This window comes from Pseudomonas sp. PDM20, from assembly GCF_014852575.3.
Classification (GTDB): Bacteria; Pseudomonadota; Gammaproteobacteria; order Pseudomonadales; family Pseudomonadaceae; genus Pseudomonas.
This window is the reverse complement of the sequence record NZ_CM181224.1, coordinates 4,714,792-4,733,137: the sequence shown is the minus strand read 5'-3', so window position 1 is coordinate 4,733,137 and position 18,346 is coordinate 4,714,792. Positions and strand designations below refer to the sequence as shown.

The window sequence follows — 18,346 nt, the reverse complement described above, 5'->3', positions numbered from 1 at the left end:
GGCGGGGAGTGCAGTGTCACCGCTCTCGAGGGAGTCTGGAAAGGTCGTCCGCGCATCGATTTCTGCCCGACGGGCATCCCCGTGCCAGCACCGCCGTTATACTGCGCCCCTCATTCCCCTTCGCGAGGTGTTCGTCCGATGCGCAATTGATGCCGCCGTGGTTTCACGGCCCGTTTCCTTCCCTGGCCCGTTCCCGGGGGATTTCCGGCATCAATCTGGTATTGCGCATGACGAGCCCGTTCACCCTGGCGCTGCAAGGCGTCTCTTTCCAATTGCCCAGCGGCGAGCCGCTGCTGAGCGACCTCAATGAAACCTTCGACGAGCGCCGCACCGCGCTGGTCGGGCGCAATGGCGTGGGCAAGTCCGTGCTGGCGCGGATCATGGCCGGCGAGCTGCCTGCCAGCGCTGGCCGCTGCCTGGCGTCCGGGCCGGTGCATTACCTGCCGCAGCGTATCGAGCCGCAGGCGTTCCGCAGCGTTGCCGAGCTGGCCGGTGTGCAACTCCTGCTGGATGCGCTGACGCGAGTCGAGGCCGGTGGAGTCGATCCCGCTGACTTCGAGCGCCTCGACGGCCACTGGGATGTCCGCGCGCGCCTGGAGGCCGAGCTGGCTGCTGCCGGGCTCGCCCATCTGCTGCCGGACACGCCCGCCTCGCGTCTCAGCGGCGGCGAATGCACGCGGGTAGCGCTGCTTGGCGCGTGGCTCAGCGGGGCGGACTGGCTGCTCCTCGACGAGCCGAGCAATCACCTCGACCGCGCCGGCCGCGAGGCTCTGCGTGAGCAGCTGCAACGCTGGCGCGGCGGCCTGATCCTGATCAGCCATGACCCTCTGCTGCTGGACGACATGCAGCGCATCGTCGAGTTGTCGCCCTCGGGCCTGCGCAGTTACTCCGGCGGCCATGCCTTCTACCGCGAGGTACGCCAGCAGGAGCAGGACATCGCCCAGCGCGAGTTGCAGCGGCGCAAGCTGGAGCGCGATCGCCAGCACCACGCCATGCAGGAACAGCGCGAGCGCCAGGAACACCGGCAGGCGAAGGGGCGCAAGGAGGCGAAGCAAGCCAACCAGGCGAAGATCCTCGTCGACCGGCAGAAGGAGCGCAGCCAGACCAGCATTGCGCGTCTGGCCACACAACAGGAAGAGCGTCGGGAGCGGCTGGCGCGGGACGTTCACGAGGCTTTCGGGCAGTTGCGCGAAGACGCCATGGTGGTCCTGAACGCACCGGACTGCGAGCTGCCCGAGTCCCGTGGCGTGTTGCTGCTGGAGGCGCTGCGCCTGCCGTTCGGCAATGCCGCGCCACTGGACTTGCAGTTGAGCGGCCCGCGCCGCGTAGCGGTCAGCGGGCGCAACGGCAGCGGCAAGTCGACCCTGCTCAAGGTGCTCGCGGGCGTGCTCGACCCTGCGGCGGGCTCGTGCGAAGTGCGGGTGCGCAGTGCCTATCTGGATCAGCATCTGGCCGCGCTGTCGCCAGAGCGCTCGGTGCTGGACCTGCTGCAGGAGCGCAATCGCGTGGCGGACCCTTCGGTGTTGCGCACCCGGCTGGCGCAACTGGGATTGCCGGCGGCACGGGTCGAGCTGCCCAGTGGCCTGCTCAGCGGCGGTGAGCGGCTGAAGGCGGCGCTGGCCTGCGAGCTCTATGCCGAGCATCCGGCGCAGCTGCTGCTCCTGGATGAGCCGGACAACCACCTCGACCTGCCATCGCGCGAAGCGCTGGAAAACCTGCTGCGGCAATACCGCGGCGCGCTGCTGGTGGTGTCGCACGACGAGGCACTGCTTGCCCGGCTGGAGCTGGAGGCGCGGCTGGAATGTGCGGAGGACGGTTGGCGCTGGCTGGTCGGCTGAGGCTTTACCGACCGGGAGGGGCTGGGTAGGATTGACCTCCCTCTCTTTCCGGCTGCCTCTGCCGTGTTCCGCCCAGGCGTTGATTCGCGAAGCGGGCATTCATGCTGCCGACGCTCCAACGGCCGTCACCTTGCGTGGCGCGCTATCCCTTTGTGATCTGCTGAATCAGGATGCATTCATGCTCATTCGCCAACGCATCGCTGCGGATAATCCGCGGCTGCTCGATATCTGGCTGGGCGCCGTGCGCGCGACCCACCACTTCCTCCAGGCGTCGGACATCGACGCACTGCTGCCCCAGGTCCGTGACCTCTACCTGCCCGCCGTCGAGGTCTGGGTGGCGGTGGACGACGATGACCGTCCGCTGGGTTTCATCGGGCTCAACGACAGCCATGTGGAAATGCTCTTCATCGACCCGGAACGACGTGGCCAGGGCATCGGCCGCGCACTGCTCGATTTCACCCGCGAGTTGCGCGGCACGCTGAGTGTCGATGTCAATGAACAGAATCCTCAGGCAGTCGGGTTCTACCTGCACTATGGCTTCGTCCAGACCGGGCGCTCGCCCCTTGATGGCGAAGGCCGGCCCTTCCCGTTGCTGCACATGAGCCTGCCGGCCGGGGCGTAAACGACCCGCTTTTGTAGGATGGCGTGGAGCGAAGCGATACCCATCACAAGGCTGTCAAGCAAAGCTGATGGGTATCGCAAGCTCCACCCATCCTACTGCCTGCTTACTGGCTGCCTGGAAAGAGCCTCGCAATGTCGCCGTACAGCCTCAGACGGTTGCGCGGCTTACGCCGTCTCGCCGCTGCCGAAGCGAATGCTCCGCGCGCCGAGCTTGAGCAGGCTGTCGGCGAACAGGTCGCTGGCGGTCTGGCGGCAATCCCAGGCGGCTTCCCAGTCTTCCTGGCGGCGCCAGTGCAGGCGGCCGACCAGGCGCTGCGGTTCGCCTTCGGCGTGCAGTTCGCTGGCGAGATAGCCGGGGCGCAGGTAGAACAGCGCCTGCAGGTGCGACAGGTAATCGCACAGGCGCGCGGCGATGTGCGGGCGTTGCTGGGGTGTTACGTCGATCTCGATCTGCAGGATGAAATGCGGATTGTCCACGCAGGCATGGGCGGTGATCGGGGCGGGTTGCGTCATGTTCCTTGGCTCCCTGGCTTGAACCGAATGCCTGGCGAGGGTAAAACCTCAACTTAAGTTGAGGTCAATAGCCCATGAAAAATACTTCTTCCTGCTCCAAGCACCGCGAGCTGAGTGTCGGCGAGCTGGCCAAACGCGCCGGCGTGGCCGTTTCCGCACTGCACTTCTACGAGGCCAGGGGCCTGATCAGCAGTTCGCGCAATGCCGGCAACCAGCGCCGCTATTCACGCGACACGCTGCGCCGGGTGGCGGTGATCAAGGTCGCGCAACGGGTGGGCATTCCCCTGGGGGAGATCGCCGAGGCGCTGGGTTCGCTACCGAGCGGGCACAACCCGACGGCGGCGGACTGGGCGCGATTGTCGGCACGCTGGCGGGATGACTTGAACGAGCGGATCGAGAAGTTGCTGCTGCTGCGCGATCAGCTCGATGGCTGCATCGGTTGCGGCTGCCTGTCGATGGAGGCCTGTCCGCTGCGCAATCCGGGGGACCGGTTGGCGGAGGAGGGGCCGGGGGCGCATTGGCAGGGGGAGCTGGAGTGAATGAGGGGGGGCTGAGAGCTGGGGAGAGGGTGGTAATCCTCAGCTCCGAAGCCCGCCGAAAAACTCACCGCTCCCGCAAAGCCTCCCACCGCGCCTTGAGCACTGGCTTCAAGATGTAGTCCAGCACGCTCTTCTCGCCGGTGATGATATCCACCGTCGCCACCATGCCGGGGATGATCAGCAGGGGCTTGGCATCGGTGCCCAGGTGGTTCTTGTCGGTGCGCACCTGGATCATGTAGAAGCTGTTGCCCTTGTCGTCGGTGATGGTGTCGGCGCTGATCACTTCCAGCTTGGCCTTGAGTCCGCCGTAGATGGTGTAGTCGTAGGCGGTGAACTTCACCGTGGCCGGTTGGCCGGGATGGAGGAAGGCGATGTCCTGCGGGCGCACCCTCGCTTCCACCAGCAGGTTGTCCTCCAGCGGAACGATTTCCACCATGTCGTTGCCCGGCTGCACCACACCGCCGATGGTGTTGACCTTGAGCTGCTTGACGATGCCGCGCAGGGGGGCGACCACCAGGGTGCGGTTGACCTTGTCGTCGATGGCGCGGCTGGTAGCGGTCAGCTTGTTGAGGTCGGTGCGGACGTCGTTGAGCTCCTTCAGCGCGTCGCTGCGAAAGCCCAGTTTCGACTCTTCCACCTTGCGCTGGATCTCGTTCACCGCCGCCTCGGCGCGGGGGATGGCGAGGTTGGTAGCGTTCAGGTCGCCGCTGATTTCCACCGCACTGCGACGCAGGCGCAGCAGTTCCACCGGGGACACCGCGCCGGCCTTCACCAGCGGCTCGGACATGTTGATCTCCTGCTGCACCAGCCCGAGGCTCGAGCGGTACTGCTGGACCTTGGCGCGGAACTCCTGCAGCTCCTGAGCCTTTTGCCGCAGCTGTTCCTGAAGGATGTTCAGCTCGCTGTTCTGCCGCTGCATGCGCGTCTGGTAAAGCGCCAGCTGGTCTTCCACCACTTGCGGTGCATCTTTCTTCAGGGCGTCGGTGAAGGCCGGTTCGCGCCCTTCGGCTTCCGCGCTCAGGCGTTCGACGCGGGCTTCGAGGGAGTTGCGGTCGGCCTCGGTCTCGCCCTTGTTGGAGGAGAAACGGGTGTCGTCCAGGCGTAGCAGCGGCTGGCCCTTGTTCACCACCTGCCCCTCGCGGACGAAGATTTCCGAGACGATGCCGCCCTCCAGGTTCTGGATGGTCTGCACCTTGGAGGAGGGGATGGCCTTGCCTTCGCCCTTGGTCACTTCCTCGATATCGGCGAAGTAGGCCCAGGTGATGGCCGCCACCAGCAGCCCGAGCGCCGCCCAGAGGGTGATGCGGGTGGCGTTGGGCGAGTCTTCCAGCAGGGTGCCCTGGACCTCGGGCATGAATTCGGTGTCGCGGGCGCCATTGCCGCCCAGGTAACCGCGGATCGATTGCGAAAAGTGCATGGCCATTACCCCGCTGCCGGGCCGACGTGGCCCTTGCGCAATGCTTCGATGACCGCGTCTTTCGGGCCGTCGGCGACTATGCGGCCGCTGTCGAGCACCAGCAGGCGGTCGACCAGGCTGAGCATCGAGGTGCGGTGGGTGACCAGCAGCAGGGTCTTGTCGCGGCAGGCCTCGTGCAGGCGCTTGCGCAGGATTTCCTCGCTGCTGTTGTCCATGGCGCTGGTGGGTTCGTCGAGCAGCAGGATCGGCGGGTCGAGCAGCATCGCGCGGGCCATCAGCACGGCCTGGCGCTGGCCGCCGGAGAGCAGCTGGCCGCGCTCACCCACCGGGCGGTCGAAGCCGGCCGGGTGTTGCCGGGCCAGTTCGCTGACGCCGGTCAGTTCGGCTACTTCGAGCATCCGCGCATCGCTGACGTAGCGCGCGCCGAGGGTCAGGTTGTCGCGCAGGCTGCCGGCCAGCAGCGGCAGGTCGTGGGCCACGTAGCCGATCTGCTGGCGCAGGTCGGAGACATCGAGCTGGCGCAGGTCCAGGCCGTCGAGCAGGATCTGCCCTTCGTCCGGGTGATAGAAGCCCATCAGCAGACGGCCGAAGGTGCTCTTGCCCGAACCGCTCTTGCCGATGATGCCGATCTTCTCGCCGGGGGCCATGCGCAGGCTGACGTGGTTCAGCGCCGGGGTGGTCTGCTCCGGGTAGCTGAAGCTCAGCTGGCGGACTTCCAGCGCGCCGTGCAGCTGGGTGCGCTCCAGCGGACGCTGGCGGGCCTGACGCTCCTGCGGCAGCTCCATCAGCGCGTCGGTGCTCTTCATGGTCAGGCGCGCCTGCTGGTAGCGGGTGATCAGCCCGGCGATCTGTCCCAGCGGGGCGAGTACGCGGCTGTTGAGCATGTAGCTGGCGACCAGTGCGCCGACGCTGAGGTTGCCGTCGAGGATGCTGTAGACCCCGGCGCAGATCATCGCAAGGCCGGCGAACTGCTGGAGGAACAGGGTGCCGTTGGTGGCCAGCGCGCTGAGGAAGCGCGCGTGATTGTCCAGCCGCGCCAGGGCGCCGTGGGTGGACTCCCAGCGGTACTGCCGCTCGCTTTCGGCGCCGCAGGCCTTGAGGGTTTCCAGGCCGCCGAGGGTCTCGATCAGCAGGGCCTGGCGTTCGGCGCCCAGGGTCAGGCTCTTCTGCACGGTATCGCGCAGGCGGCTCTGGATGATCAGGGCGAACACGATGGTGATGGGGAAGGCCAGCAGCGGCACGGCCACCAGCCAGCCGCCGAGCAGGCCGATGACCAGGATCATCAGGAGCGAGAAGGGCAGGTCGATCAGGCTGGTCAGGGTCAGCGCGGTGAGGAATTCGCGCAGGCCCTGGAAGTCATGGATGCTCTGCGCGAAGCCGCCGACGGTCTCGGGCTTGGCCTTGAGCGACATGCCGGTGATGCGTTCGAACAGGGTGGCGGAGAGGACCACGTCGGTCTTCTTGCCGGCCATGTCCAGCAGGTTGGAGCGCAGCACCCGCAGCAGCAGTTCGAACAGCGTGCCGATCAGCAGGCCGGCGGCGAGCACCCAGAGGGTCGACAGCGCCTGGTTGGGCACCACGCGGTCGTAGGTCTGCATGACGAACAACGGCACCAGCATGCCCAGCAGGTTGATCAGCAGGCTGGCGACCAGGGCGTCCGTATAGAGCCAGCGCGACAGCCGCAGGGTGTCGCGGAACCAGGCTTCGACGCGCGGTACCAGCGGTTTGCGCGCCGCTTCCAGTTCGTGACGCGGGCGGGCGAAGAGGGCCTGGCCGCTGTACTGGGTGGCCAGCTCGTCGGCGCCGACGGCCTGTTCGCCGCCTTCGGTCTCGCAGGGCAGGATCAGCGCCTGGCCGTCTTCGCGCCACTGGCGCAGCACGGCGCTGCGGCCGTCGTTGAGCAGCAGCAGGACCGGCAGGTTCAGGTTGGAGATGCTGCGCAGTTCGCGGCGCAGCAAGCGGCCCTGCAGGCCGGCACGGGCGGCGGCCCGCGGCAGCAGGGCGGCGGAGAGCCGTTGGTCGCGCAGCGGCAGGCCGGCGGACAGGCTGTTGCGGCTCACTGCGCAGCCATGCAGGCGGCAGAGGATCAGCAGTCCGTCGAGCAGGGGATCGTCATGGCTCAGGCGCGGATCGCCCGGTGCGGGTGTGCCGCGCTCCTGGATGATCATGGTCACGCTACTTCCTCCCGGGCCGGGACGACCCGCGCCGGCGGCACCCGGCGAACACTTGCAGGTGTTCGCCGGGTGTGGCCGGTCGCCGGGTTTTCCGTGCCCCTTCGTATCGCTTCACGGCCGTCGCCCCGACGCCGGGCGGCGCGGGGCAGAGTGACGAGCGCGTGCGATTTTCTTATTTCAGATCAGGCAGGCGTGCCTCGTTCTTCACATCCGACAGGGCCACGGCCTCGTGCGGCGCGACGACATGCTGCGAGCGCAGCAGGGCGCCCATGCTGCCGAGCACGCGGTACATCGAGTATTCCTCGGTGTAGCGCACGTCGACGTAACGGCGATTGGCGGTGAACAGTTCGTTCTCGCTGTCCAGCAGGTCGAGCAGGGTGCGCTGGCCAAGGGTGAACTGCTGCTGGTATGCCTCGCGCACCTTGCGGGTGTAGTCGGCGTATTCGCGGGCGGGCTGGGTCTGCTTCTTGGAGTTCTCCATCGCGTCCCAGGCCAGCGAGAGGTTTTCGTTGAGCAGCCGCAGCGCGTTGTTGCGGATGTCCTGGGCTTCGTTGATCTGGTGCGAGGTGGCGTTCAGGTGGGCCTTGTCGCGCATCCCGTTGAACAGGTTGTAGCGCATCACCACCTGGGCTTCCCAGCTGTTGTAGTGGCCTTCGTCGCCGTCGACGTTGTTGTTGGCGGCCTTGGCCAGCTCGGCGTCGAAGCGCGGGTAGAAGGGCGCCTTGGCGGCCTCGTACTGGGCTTCGGCGGCGTTGACGTCGGCCTGGGCCGATTTCAGCAGCGGGTTTTCATTGAGCATGCCCTGGCGCGCGGCGAGCAGGTCCGCCGGGACTTCCGCCTTCACGGTGGAGGGGGCTTCGAGCTGGTCCGGCATGCGGCCGGTGGCGCTATAGAAGCTGGCCTCGGCATCGGCCAGGTTCACCTCTTCGGTGTAGAGGTTGTTCTGCGCCAGGGCCAGACGGGCGATGGCCTGGTCGTTGTCGGCGGTACTGCCGACACCACGCTCGCTGCGCAGGCGGATCTGGTCGCCGATGCGTTCGTGGGCCTGCAGGTTGTTCTTGGCCAGCGTCACCATCTCGCGGCGCTTGAGCACATCGAGGTAGACCTCGACGGTGCGCAGGGCAGCGGTTTCCGAGGTGCCGAGAATACGGAAGGCCTTGGCATTGACGTTGGACTCGTTGCGCTTGACCTCGTTGGGGGTGCCGAAGCCGTCGAACAACATCTGCCGCAGACGGATTTCCGCATCGCCGCGGGTCAGGGTCTCGTCGTTGTGGTTACCCGCTGCGCGGGTGCTGGGGCTGTCGGTGTTCTCGCGGCCATAGCCCGCGACAAGATCGACGGTTGGCAGGTAGCCGCCCCTGGCGAATTTGAGCTCTTCATCCGCGGTGAGGCGGCTGTTTACGCTCTGGCTGATTTCCGGGTGGTATTGCAGCGTGCTTTGTATAGCTTCGGTCAGCGTCATGGCTTGCCCATGAGTCCCCGACACCGCCAAAAATACACCGCTCCATAGTGCCGCGTTACGACTGCGCATGGCTTTGCTCCTGGTGTTCTTGTACTTCGATGCTCTTTGGTCGCCAATTTATTGGCTTTTTTCTCTTATCAAGCGTTTCACGCCTGTAACATCAGAGCTAAGAACAACTTTTCGAAAACCTCAGAAGAATTTTTCACAAGGGTTATTCGGAAAAAATCTTATGAGTCATGTGAAAAACCGCACATTGTTTGAACGTGCAAGCCCTCGTGTTTCCTGGGTATGGGCTGGAGCAGGCGCTTGCAAAAGAAGCCAGGTACGGTTTGTAGCAGTTAGGGCGGGGACCACCGCAGAAGGACAAGAAAACGCGTGGCCAGCATGACAAAAAATTGTCGCTGGCTTTTTGATGCAAAAGCGCTAGCAGTCCTTTTCGCACCCTTCGCAACTTTCTTCGCAGCATCCGGATACAAGCGTGCCATGGCCTGTTTCGGTCAATCGTGCGTCGGTGGAACCGGCCACGGGATGTGCAGCGGAGGAAGGACTCATGGCTACTTTGATGGGTGTCGTCAGCAAGGTAATCGGCGAAGTGTTTGCGGTAGCCGCCGATGGATCGCGTCGTCCTTTGGAACAGGGAGACAAGGTTTTTGTCGGTGAGCAGCTGGTCACCGGCGCCAATGGCGCAGTTGCGCTGAAGGTCGCCGGCGGCGGCGAGATCACGTTGGGCCGCGACAGCGCCCTGCCGCTGACCTCGCAGATGCTCTCCGCCGCGCACCAGTCAGAGCAGGGTGACCAGGCGGTTGCCCAGCAGCAGCCGGCGACGCCGACCCAGCAGGACGTCACCGACGTCAAGGCCCTGCAGGCCGCAATCGCCGCGGGCGTGGACCCGACCCAGGCTGCCGAAGCCACCGCCGCCGGCCCGAGCGCCGCGGGCGCCGCCAACGGCAAACCCGGCGGCGGGCACTCCTTCGTGCTGCTGACCGAAGTGGGCGGGCATATCGACCCGACCATCGGCTTCCCGACCGGGCCCATCGGCTCCGGGCCCTTGCCCCTGCGTGAGTTCGACGGCACCCCGGATGTACGCCTCGAGGCCGAACCGCCCGTAATCCCGCCGGATGGCGTGCCGAGCGCCGGCCCCAGTGGCCCTGGTGGCGCCAATGTGTTCGAGGCCGGCCTGCCCGGCGGTATTCCCGATGGTGTGGGGGAGGGGGCGACCCACTCCGGTACCCTGGGCTACAGCTTCGGGCCAGATGGCGTTGGCAGCTTCTCCTGGGGCACCGCAGGGCTGCCCAGCCTGACCTCCGGTGGCGTCGCCATCACCTATAGCGTCAGCCCCGATGGTCATGTGCTTACCGGCAGCGCCAATGGCACGCCGGTCTTCACCGTGACCCTCACCGATATCAACACCGGTGCCTTCGAGGTCACCCTGCTGCAGCCGGTGGATCACCCGGTCAAGGGTTCCGAAGACACCCTGAACTTCGATATCCCCTACACCATCACCGACGGCAACGGCACCCCGGCCAACGGCACGCTGACCGTGGGCATCGTCGACGATGCGCCGCAGGCCAGCCTGTCCGCCGACATTGGCGTGGACGTCCTGCTGCAGACCCATGACGCCAACACCGCTGGCGCTGCGTTCGACACCTCCACCGCTGATTACAGCTCGGCCTTCCAGGTGACCGCCAACTACGGCGGCGACGGCGCCGGCACCACCCAGCTCAGCTACAACCTGAACCTGGTGAGCGGCAACGGCAGCGACTCGGGCCTGACCAGCGGCGGCGCGACCATCTACCTGTACAGCGTGGGCGGCGCCATCGTCGCTTCCACCTCCGCCAGCGCCGCTGGCATCACCGGCGAGAACACCATCTTCAGCCTGTCGGTGAACGGCGATACCGGTGTGGTCACCCTGACCCAGTTCAGCGCCGTGGACCACGGGCTGCCGGGCAGCGACGGCAACTACGCCAGCCAGAATGCCGTGCTCGATTCCGGCCTGGTGCAACTGCAGGGCAACCTGACGGTAACCGACCGTGATGGCGACAGCGTTTCCTCCAGCAGCTCGCTGGACCTCGGCGGTCGTGTCAGCTTCACCGACGACGGCCCGAGCATTGCCGTGGGCAACACCGAAGGCCTGCACCTGACGGTGGACGAGTCCGCCCTGGGGACCGACGCCACCAGCAGCGTGGCGGCAGGCGACCTGTTCAACGCGCAGTTCGGCGCGGACGGCGCCGGCTCGATCACATACAAGGTCGAGACCCAGGACAACACCGACAGCGGCCTGAAAGACACCGCCACCGGCAGCCAGATATTCCTGTTCAACACCGCCAGCGGCGTGGAAGGCCGCGTGGGCGGCGTGAACGGTGAAGTTGCGTTCCGCGTGACCCTCGGGCAGGACGGCAAGATCACCCTCGACCAGGTCCGTGCCCTGGTGCACCCGGACAACACCGACTCCAACGACCCGCTCAGCATCGGTGCCGGCAAGATCAGCCTGACCGCCACCGTGACCGACGCCGATGGCGACCATCAGAGCGCCGGGCTCGACCTGGGCAGCAAGCTGACTTTCCTCGACGACGGCCCGAGCATTTCCGTGGGTAGCACCGAAGGCCTGCACCTGACGGTGGACGAGTCCGACCTCGGTCAGAACGCCACCAGCACCGGTTCGGTGGCCGATCTGTTCAACGCCCAGTTCGGCGCGGACGGCGCCGGCTCGGTCACCTACAAGGTCGAGACCCAGGACAACACCGACAGCGGCCTGAAAGACACCGCCACTGGCAGCCAGATCTTCCTGTTCAACACCGCCACCGGTGTCGAAGGCCGCGTGGGCGGCGTGAATGGCGAAGTCGCCTTCCGCGTGACCCTCGGGCAGGACGGCAAGATCACCCTGGACCAGGTCCGTGCGCTGGTGCACCCGGACAACACCGACTCCAATGATCCGCTGAGCCTGGGTGCCGGCAAGATCAGCCTGACCGCTACCGTGACCGACGCCGATGGCGACTATCAGAGCGCCGGGCTCGACCTGGGCAGCAAGCTGACCTTCCTCGACGACGGCCCGCGCATCGCGCCCATCGAAGGCGGCGACCTGCACCTGAGCGTGGACGAAACCACCCTGGGCCAACCGGCAACCAGCACTGGCTCGGTGGCCGAGCTGTTCAACGGCCAGTTCGGCGCCGATGGCGAAGGGTCGATCACCTACAAGATCGAAGCCGCCAACAACACTGACAGCGGCCTGACCGATACCGCCAGTGGCCAGCGGGTAATCCTCTTCAACACCGCCAATGGAGTGGAAGGGCGCCTGGAAACCAGCGGCGAAACCGCCTTCCGCGTGACCCTCGGGCCGGACGGCAAGGTCACCCTGGAGCAACTGCGCGCGCTGGTGCATTCCGACACCAGTGATCCCAATGATTCGCTGAACCTGGCCGGCAAGATCGCCCTCAGCGCGATCATCACCGACAAGGACGGCGACAGCGCGACCACCTCGATCGACCTGGGCGGTAAGCTGACCTTCCTCGACGATGGTCCGAGCATCACGCCGAACACTGCTCATGACCTCCAGCTGAGCGTGGATGAATCCACCCTGAACCTGGATGCCACCAGCACCGCCAGTGTTTCCGACCTGTTCACCGCGCACTTCGGTGCCGATGGTCCGGGGCAGATCACCTACAAGATCGAGACCGAGGACAACACCGATAGCGGCCTGAAGGACACGGCCAGCGGTGACCAGATATTCCTGTTCAACACCGCCAGCGGTGTAGAAGGCCGGGTCGGCGGCGAGAACGGCGCGGTCGCCTTCCGCGTGACCCTGGGCCAGGACGGCAAGATCACCCTCGACCAGGTGCGCGCCGTCGTGCATCCGACTCCGGGTGACAACAACGAAGGGGTCAGCCTCGATGCGAACACCCTGACCCTGACCGCCACCATCACCGACAAGGACGGCGACAGCTCCTCGGCGAAAATCGACCTGGGCAGCAAGCTGACTTTCCTCGACGACGGTCCGAGCATCGCGCCGTGCGAGGACGTAGACATCAAGCTGACGGTGGATGAGACCCACCTGAACGTCGATGCCACCAGTTCTGCCACGGTGTCCGACCTGTTCACCGCGCACTTCGGCAACGACGGCGCGGGCGCGATCAGCTACAAGGTCGCGACCAACGACAACACCGACAGCGGCCTGAAGGACACGGCGACCGGCAGCAAGATATTCCTGTTCAACACCGCCAACGGTGTGGAAGGTCGCGTGGGTGGGGAAGACGGCACCGTCGCCTTCCGCGTGACCCTGGGGCAGGACGGCAAGATCACCCTCGACCAGGTGCGCGCTGTCGTGCACCCGACTCCTGGCGACAATAACGAAGGCGTCAGCCTCGCCACTGGCAGCGTGACCCTCACCGCGACCATCACCGACAAGGACGGCGACAGCGCCCAGGCTCACATCGACCTGAGCGGCAAACTGACCTTCCTCGACGATGGCCCGAGCATCGAGCCCTGCAACGATGCGGACATCAAGCTGACCGTGGACGAGACCCACCTCGGCGTGCCCGACACCAGCAGCGCTTCGGTGGCCGACCTGTTCACCACCCACTTCGGTGCCGATGGCGCCGGTACCATTACCTACAAGCTGGCCGGGGCCGACAATAGCGACAGCGGGTTCAAGGACACCGAGACCGGGCAGAAGGTCTATCTGTACAACACCGCCAACGGCATCGAAGGCCGCCTGCAGGGCACCGATACCGTGGCCTTCCGCGTATCCGTGGATGGCGACGGCAAGGTCACCCTGGAACAGCTGCGCGCGATGGTGCATCCGGATACCAGCGATGCCGATGATGCACTGAGCCTGAGCGGCCAGGTCACCCTCACCGCCACCATTACCGACAAGGATGGCGATAGCGCCAGCGCCCATATCGATCTGGGCAGCAGCCTGACCTTCCTCGACGACGGCCCCAGCATCGCCCCGTCGAGCATCTACGACATCAGCCTGGAAGTGGACGAGTCCAACCTCGACAACGACGCACGCGTCGAGTCCAGCCTGGTTTCGCTGCTGTTCGAGTCGCACTTCGGCGCCGACGGCGCTGGTGGCATCACCTACAAGGTCAGCACTGTGGATGGAACTGACAGTGGCCTGAAGACCACTCAGGGCGATGCCATTCTGCTTTACAACGTTAACGGCACCGTGGAAGGCCGCGTACAGGGCAGTGGTGCGGTCGCCTTCGTGGTCAGCGAGGACAACGGCGCGCTCATGCTCGACCAGCGCCTGGCGCTCAAGCACCCCGACACCAGCGACTCCGATGATCCGTTGCGCCTGGACAGCGGCAAGATCACCCTCACCGCCACGATCGTCGATGGCGACGGCGACAAGGCCTCGGCCCAGGTCGACCTGGGTAGCAAGATGGTGTTCTACGACGATGGCCCGCACATCGAACCGTGCACCGACGCGGATATCCGCCTGACGGTGGATGAGACGAAACTGGCGGTCGACGACAAGGCTTCGGCGAACGACGTCGCGGCGCTGTTCACCAGCCACTTCGGTAATGACGGTGCCGGCGCGATCACCTACAAGATCACCACCACCGACGGCACCGACAGCGGCCTGAAGGACACTGCTACCGGTAACAAGATCTTCCTCTTCAACACCGCCAACGGCGTCGAAGGCCGCGTGGACGGCAGCGGTCAGGTGGCGTTCAGCGTGACCGTCAACAACGGCGCAATCACCCTCGATCAGCAACGCGCGCTGGTGCATCCGGTGACCAGCGATGCCAATGATCCGCTGGGTATCGGTACCGGCAAGATCGCCCTCACTGCCACGATCGTCGATGGCGACGGCGACCACGAGTCGGCCAGCGTGGACCTGGGCAGCAAGCTGACCTTCCTCGACGACGGCCCGCACATCGAGCCGTGCACCGACGCCGATATCCGCCTGGAAGTGGACGAGTCCAACCTCGCCAGCGACGCGCGCGTCGAAGCGCCCCTGGTGGCCAACCTGTTTACCGCGGACTTCGGCGCTGACGGGGCCGGCTCGATCACCTATAAGGTCACCACCGTGGACGGTACCGACAGCGGCCTGCGCGAAACCGCCAGCGGCGCGCGCATCCTGCTGTTCAACGACGGCAATGGCGTGGTCGGCAAGGTCGAAGGCAGCGGCGCCATCGCCTTCGTGGTTCGTCCCGATGGGGGGGCGCTGACCCTCGATCAGCGCATGGCGTTCGTCCATCCTGACAGCAGCAACGACGATGAAACGCTGAGCATCGCCAGCGGCAAGATCAGCCTGACCGGCACCATCACCGACAAGGACGGTGACAGCCAGAGCGCCTCTATCGACCTGGGCAGCAAACTGGTATTCCACGACGATGCCCCGAGCATCAGCGCCAATGTCGGCAAAGCGCCGACGCTGACGGTGGATGAAACGGCGCTGGCCACCGACGTCACCGGCAACTTCAGCGGTGCCTTCACCTCCAGTACAGGCGCCGACGGCGGCAGCGTCAGCTACAAGCTCTCCGCCACCACCGGTACTGTCAGTGGGCTGCAGACCACCGGCGGGCAGAGCATCGTGCTGGTCAAGGTCAGCGACACCGTGGTCGAGGGGCGCGTGGGCAACAGTGGCGGCGCGGTCGCCTTCAGCCTGACCCTCGACAGCGCTACCGGCGAACTCAAGCTCGACCAGCAAATGGCGCTCAAGCATGCCGACACCACCAACCCCGATGACCCGGTGAGCCTGTCGGGTAACAAGATATCCCTGGTGGCGACCATCACCGATGGCGACGGCGACCCTAAGTCCGCCAGCATCGACCTGGGCGGCAAGCTGGTGTTCAAGGACGACGGCCCCGCGCTCATCGCCGGTGGCAACGTGACCGGCCAGGTCATGGAGGATGCGCTGCCCGGCGGCAACCCCGATGGCGCCAGCGACACCACGACTGCCAAGGGCTCGCTCACCAGCCTGGTGAACTTCGGTGTGGACGGCCCCGGCGCCTTCTCGCTGACCGGCGACTACTCCTCGCTGACCTCGCAGCACCTGACCTCCGGCGGCGTGGCACTGGTCTACAGCGTGGTCGGCAACCTGCTGACTGCCATGGCCGGCGCCAAGACCATCTTCACCCTGTCGGTGGATACGGCGGGCAACTACGAGTTCAAGCTCGTCGGGCCGCTGGATCATCCGCTGCACAATGGCAGTGATGCGGAGCAACTGGCGCTCAACCTCGGCGGCCTGATCAAGGCCACCGACGGTGACGGCGATCCGGTCAGCCTGGGCAGTGGCTCGCTGGTGATCAACGTGCAGGACGACCTGCCGGTGGTGCACAGCGAACCGCCGTGCCAGGACGTTTCCGAAACCCCCGGCTTCGTGCTCAACGGCACGCTCGATGTGAGCTTCGGCGGCGACGGCCGGGGTGCCTTCGACCTCATCGGCAATACCGCGCCGGATGGGCTGACCTACGTGGTCACCCAACTGCCGGGTGGCGGCTCGCAACTGACGGCCTATGACGGCTCCAACGAGGCGTTCTTCGTTCTCAAGGTCAATGCTGACGGCACCTACAGCTTCGAAGTGCTCAACTCGCGGCCGATCTCGACCGTGGAATATGACCTGACCCAGGTCTCCGCTGGTGGCCCGCGGCCTTCCGTCACCCTGTCCGCCGATGGCCTTTCGGTGGTCTTCACCAGCCCCAACGGCAACGTGAACCCCTCCGACAACGGCATGGGTGTGGGCGGCAACAACCTCATCACCCCCGGCGAGAACCTCAACATCGCCTTCAGCGAGAAGATCTACGACGTCAGCTTCGACGTGCAGAAACTCTCCACCAGCGATGTGCTCAGCTGGAAGGTGCTTGGCGAAGGTGGTGTGGTGCTGGCGACCGGCACCTACTCGCCGCCGGCCGGCAATGGTGAGAACAGCTCGGTCTCCTTCAACCTGCTGACCGATGGCCACTTCACCAGCGGTTCGGCCTTCCAGCTGTCCGAAGGCGGCTTCAACTCGGTGGTGCTGAGCAGCAGCAGCGGCGACTATCGTCTGGTCACCGTGTCTGCCGGGCAGTCGGTCCTGCCGGAGAACCTGGACCTCAACTTCCACGTCGGCCTTACCGATGGCGACGGCGACAGCACCGGGTTGAACCTGTGCCTGGACCTGAGCTCCCCGCAGTCGGTCCTGGTGGTTGGCAGCAACAGCAGCGACCTCGACGGGTCCAGCACCCAGCACACCCTGCCCAACCCGCAGGATGTGGACAAGTCCGGGACCATCAGTGGCGGTGCTGGCAACGATGTGCTGGTGGGCGATCCGGGTGGGGTGTCGGTCTATACCCAGCCGGGCAAGAACTACAACATCTCGCTGATCGTCGACACCTCCGGCAGCATGAAGGACCCCTCCGGTACCGGCAGCCTGTCGCGCATGGACCTGGCGAAGAACGCGCTGGTGAACCTGGTCAACGCCATCAAGGGCCACGACGGGGTCATCAACGTCAGCCTGGTGTCGTTCGGTGACAGCGCCACCCGCGTCAGCTACAACGGCCTGACGGCAGCCAACGTGGCCTTGCTGATCTCCGCGATCAACGCGCTCAGCGCCAACGGTGCGACCAACTATGACGATGCCATGCAGAAGGCTTCGGCATGGTTCAACACTCAGGTCGGCACCAACCACGCCGATGCGGCCCACGGCTACGTCAACCTGGCGTTCTTCCTCACCGACGGCAACCCGACCGTCTACAACGGCAACTCCGGCAGTGGGAACAGCACCAGCTACAACGACATGAACGTCGCGATCACCTCGGGCAACGACATGCTGCACCATGCCGGCACCCTCGTCGGCGACAACTCGGTGGCGGTCAATGCCATCGGCATCGGCGACGGCATCAACAGCAACTACCTGCGCTACTTCGACAATACCAACACCACCGGCACCGTGGTGACCAATGTCGATGGCACCAACCTGTCCAACACGGTCGGCCAGCCGCAGATCATCAACACCGCCGAGCAGTTGCAGGCGGCGCTGCAGGAAGGCTTCAGCACCAGCACACCGGTGAGCGTGGGCAACGACCACCTGGTCGGCGGCGCGGGCAATGACATCATGTTCGGCGATGTCATCAACACCGACCAGCTGGCCTGGGCCGGGCATGCCGCCGGCACGCACAACGGCCAGGGCTTCCAGGGACTGGTGGACTACCTGACCGCCACCAATGGCACCGCGCCGACGGCGGCCACGATCAGCAACTACATCATCCAGCACGCGGATCAGCTCAACGTCGCCGGTGACATGCGCGGTGGCGACGACACCCTCGAAGGCGGCGCCGGCAATGATCTGATGTTCGGCCAGGGCGGCAACGACAAGCTGATCGGCGGGCCCGGCGACGACATCATGTACGGCGGCACCGGCGCGGATGAGTTCATCTGGAAGTCCGGCGATACCGGCCACGATGTGATCAAGGACTTCAACATCGCCGAGCACGACGTGCTGAACTTCGCCGACCTGTTGCAAGGGGAGGCCGCCACGGCTTCGTCGCTGGCGCATTACCTGACCTTCTCGGTCAACGCCGGCACCACCACCATTGGCGTCAGCCCGATCAGCAATGGCACCGTCACCCAGACCGTCGACCTGGCCAACGTCGACCTCGCCGCCAAGTACGCGGGCCATGCCGGCAACGGCGTGCTCTCGGCGGGGGATACCCAGACCGTGCTCAACGGCCTGCTGGGCGATCACGCGATCAAGACCGACACCGTCTGACCCGTGTGAAACCCCTCGAAACCGCCGCCTCCGGGCGGCGGTTTGTTTTCCACCCCGCTCAACGAGGGTGGGGGCAGGCTTATACGGC

9 protein-coding genes are annotated in these 18,346 nt (G+C 65.6%); 5 read left to right on the top strand and 4 right to left on the bottom strand.

Annotation, left to right across the window (positions count from 1 at the left end):
• The first annotated feature begins 227 nt into the window (after positions 1-227).
• Positions 228-1,838, top strand: coding sequence for an ATP-binding cassette domain-containing protein (locus IB261_RS21585; RefSeq protein ID WP_151187891.1), 1,611 nt, complete (start codon positions 228-230; stop codon positions 1,836-1,838).
• 178 nt (positions 1,839-2,016) lie between these two features.
• Positions 2,017-2,460: an acetyltransferase gene (locus IB261_RS21580; protein ID WP_081520341.1), complete on the top strand. Its 444-nt coding sequence runs from the start codon at positions 2,017-2,019 to the stop codon at positions 2,458-2,460.
• 164 nt (positions 2,461-2,624) lie between these two features.
• On the opposite strand, the gene IB261_RS21575 is transcribed toward IB261_RS21580, so the two are convergent.
• Entirely contained in the window at positions 2,625-2,972 is a 348-nt protein-coding gene (locus IB261_RS21575) for an antibiotic biosynthesis monooxygenase (protein ID WP_151187890.1), read from the bottom strand.
• 74 nt (positions 2,973-3,046) lie between these two features.
• On the opposite strand from IB261_RS21575, the gene soxR reads away from it, so the two are divergent.
• The gene (soxR, locus tag IB261_RS21570; RefSeq protein WP_081520343.1) at positions 3,047-3,511 is read left to right on the top strand and encodes a redox-sensitive transcriptional activator SoxR; all 465 of its coding nucleotides are present in this window, start codon (positions 3,047-3,049) and stop codon (positions 3,509-3,511) included.
• Between the two features lie 64 nt (positions 3,512-3,575).
• On the opposite strand, the gene IB261_RS21565 is transcribed toward soxR, so the two are convergent.
• The 3 genes from IB261_RS21565 to IB261_RS21555 all read right to left on the bottom strand — a co-directional run bounded on the left by IB261_RS21565 (position 3,576) and on the right by IB261_RS21555 (position 8,564).
• Positions 3,576-4,928, bottom strand: coding sequence for an HlyD family type I secretion periplasmic adaptor subunit (locus tag IB261_RS21565; protein ID WP_192381177.1), 1,353 nt, complete (start codon positions 4,926-4,928; stop codon positions 3,576-3,578).
• Between the two features lie 5 nt (positions 4,929-4,933).
• Complete coding sequence (locus IB261_RS21560) at positions 4,934-7,096, bottom strand: type I secretion system permease/ATPase (protein WP_192381443.1); 2,163 nt, start codon at positions 7,094-7,096, stop codon at positions 4,934-4,936.
• A 178-nt stretch (positions 7,097-7,274) separates the two neighbouring features.
• Positions 7,275-8,564 (bottom strand): TolC family outer membrane protein, encoded by a 1,290-nt coding sequence (locus IB261_RS21555; RefSeq protein WP_412548105.1) that lies wholly within the window; start codon positions 8,562-8,564, stop codon positions 7,275-7,277.
• 67 nt (positions 8,565-8,631) lie between these two features.
• On the opposite strand from IB261_RS21555, the gene IB261_RS21550 reads away from it, so the two are divergent.
• On the top strand, positions 8,632-8,952 hold the full coding sequence (locus tag IB261_RS21550) for a hypothetical protein (protein WP_139791612.1): 321 nt from the start codon (positions 8,632-8,634) through the stop codon (positions 8,950-8,952).
• 162 nt (positions 8,953-9,114) lie between these two features.
• A complete protein-coding gene (locus IB261_RS21545; RefSeq protein ID WP_192381178.1) occupies positions 9,115-18,258 on the top strand; it encodes a retention module-containing protein in 9,144 nt (3,047 codons plus the stop codon).
• Positions 18,259-18,346: the final 88 nt, after the last annotated feature.

Coding starts and splice junctions, on each gene's coding strand:
- IB261_RS21585 (WP_151187891.1), top strand. CDS start 228: ATGACGAGCCCGTTCACCCTGGCGCTGCAAGGCGTCTCTTTCCAATTG.
- IB261_RS21580 (WP_081520341.1), top strand. CDS start 2,017: ATGCTCATTCGCCAACGCATCGCTGCGGATAATCCGCGGCTGCTCGAT.
- IB261_RS21575 (WP_151187890.1), bottom strand. CDS start 2,972: ATGACGCAACCCGCCCCGATCACCGCCCATGCCTGCGTGGACAATCCG.
- soxR (WP_081520343.1), top strand. CDS start 3,047: ATGAAAAATACTTCTTCCTGCTCCAAGCACCGCGAGCTGAGTGTCGGC.
- IB261_RS21565 (WP_192381177.1), bottom strand. CDS start 4,928: ATGCACTTTTCGCAATCGATCCGCGGTTACCTGGGCGGCAATGGCGCC.
- IB261_RS21560 (WP_192381443.1), bottom strand. CDS start 7,096: ATGATCATCCAGGAGCGCGGCACACCCGCACCGGGCGATCCGCGCCTG.
- IB261_RS21555 (WP_412548105.1), bottom strand. CDS start 8,564: ATGACGCTGACCGAAGCTATACAAAGCACGCTGCAATACCACCCGGAA.
- IB261_RS21550 (WP_139791612.1), top strand. CDS start 8,632: ATGGCTTTGCTCCTGGTGTTCTTGTACTTCGATGCTCTTTGGTCGCCA.
- IB261_RS21545 (WP_192381178.1), top strand. CDS start 9,115: ATGGCTACTTTGATGGGTGTCGTCAGCAAGGTAATCGGCGAAGTGTTT.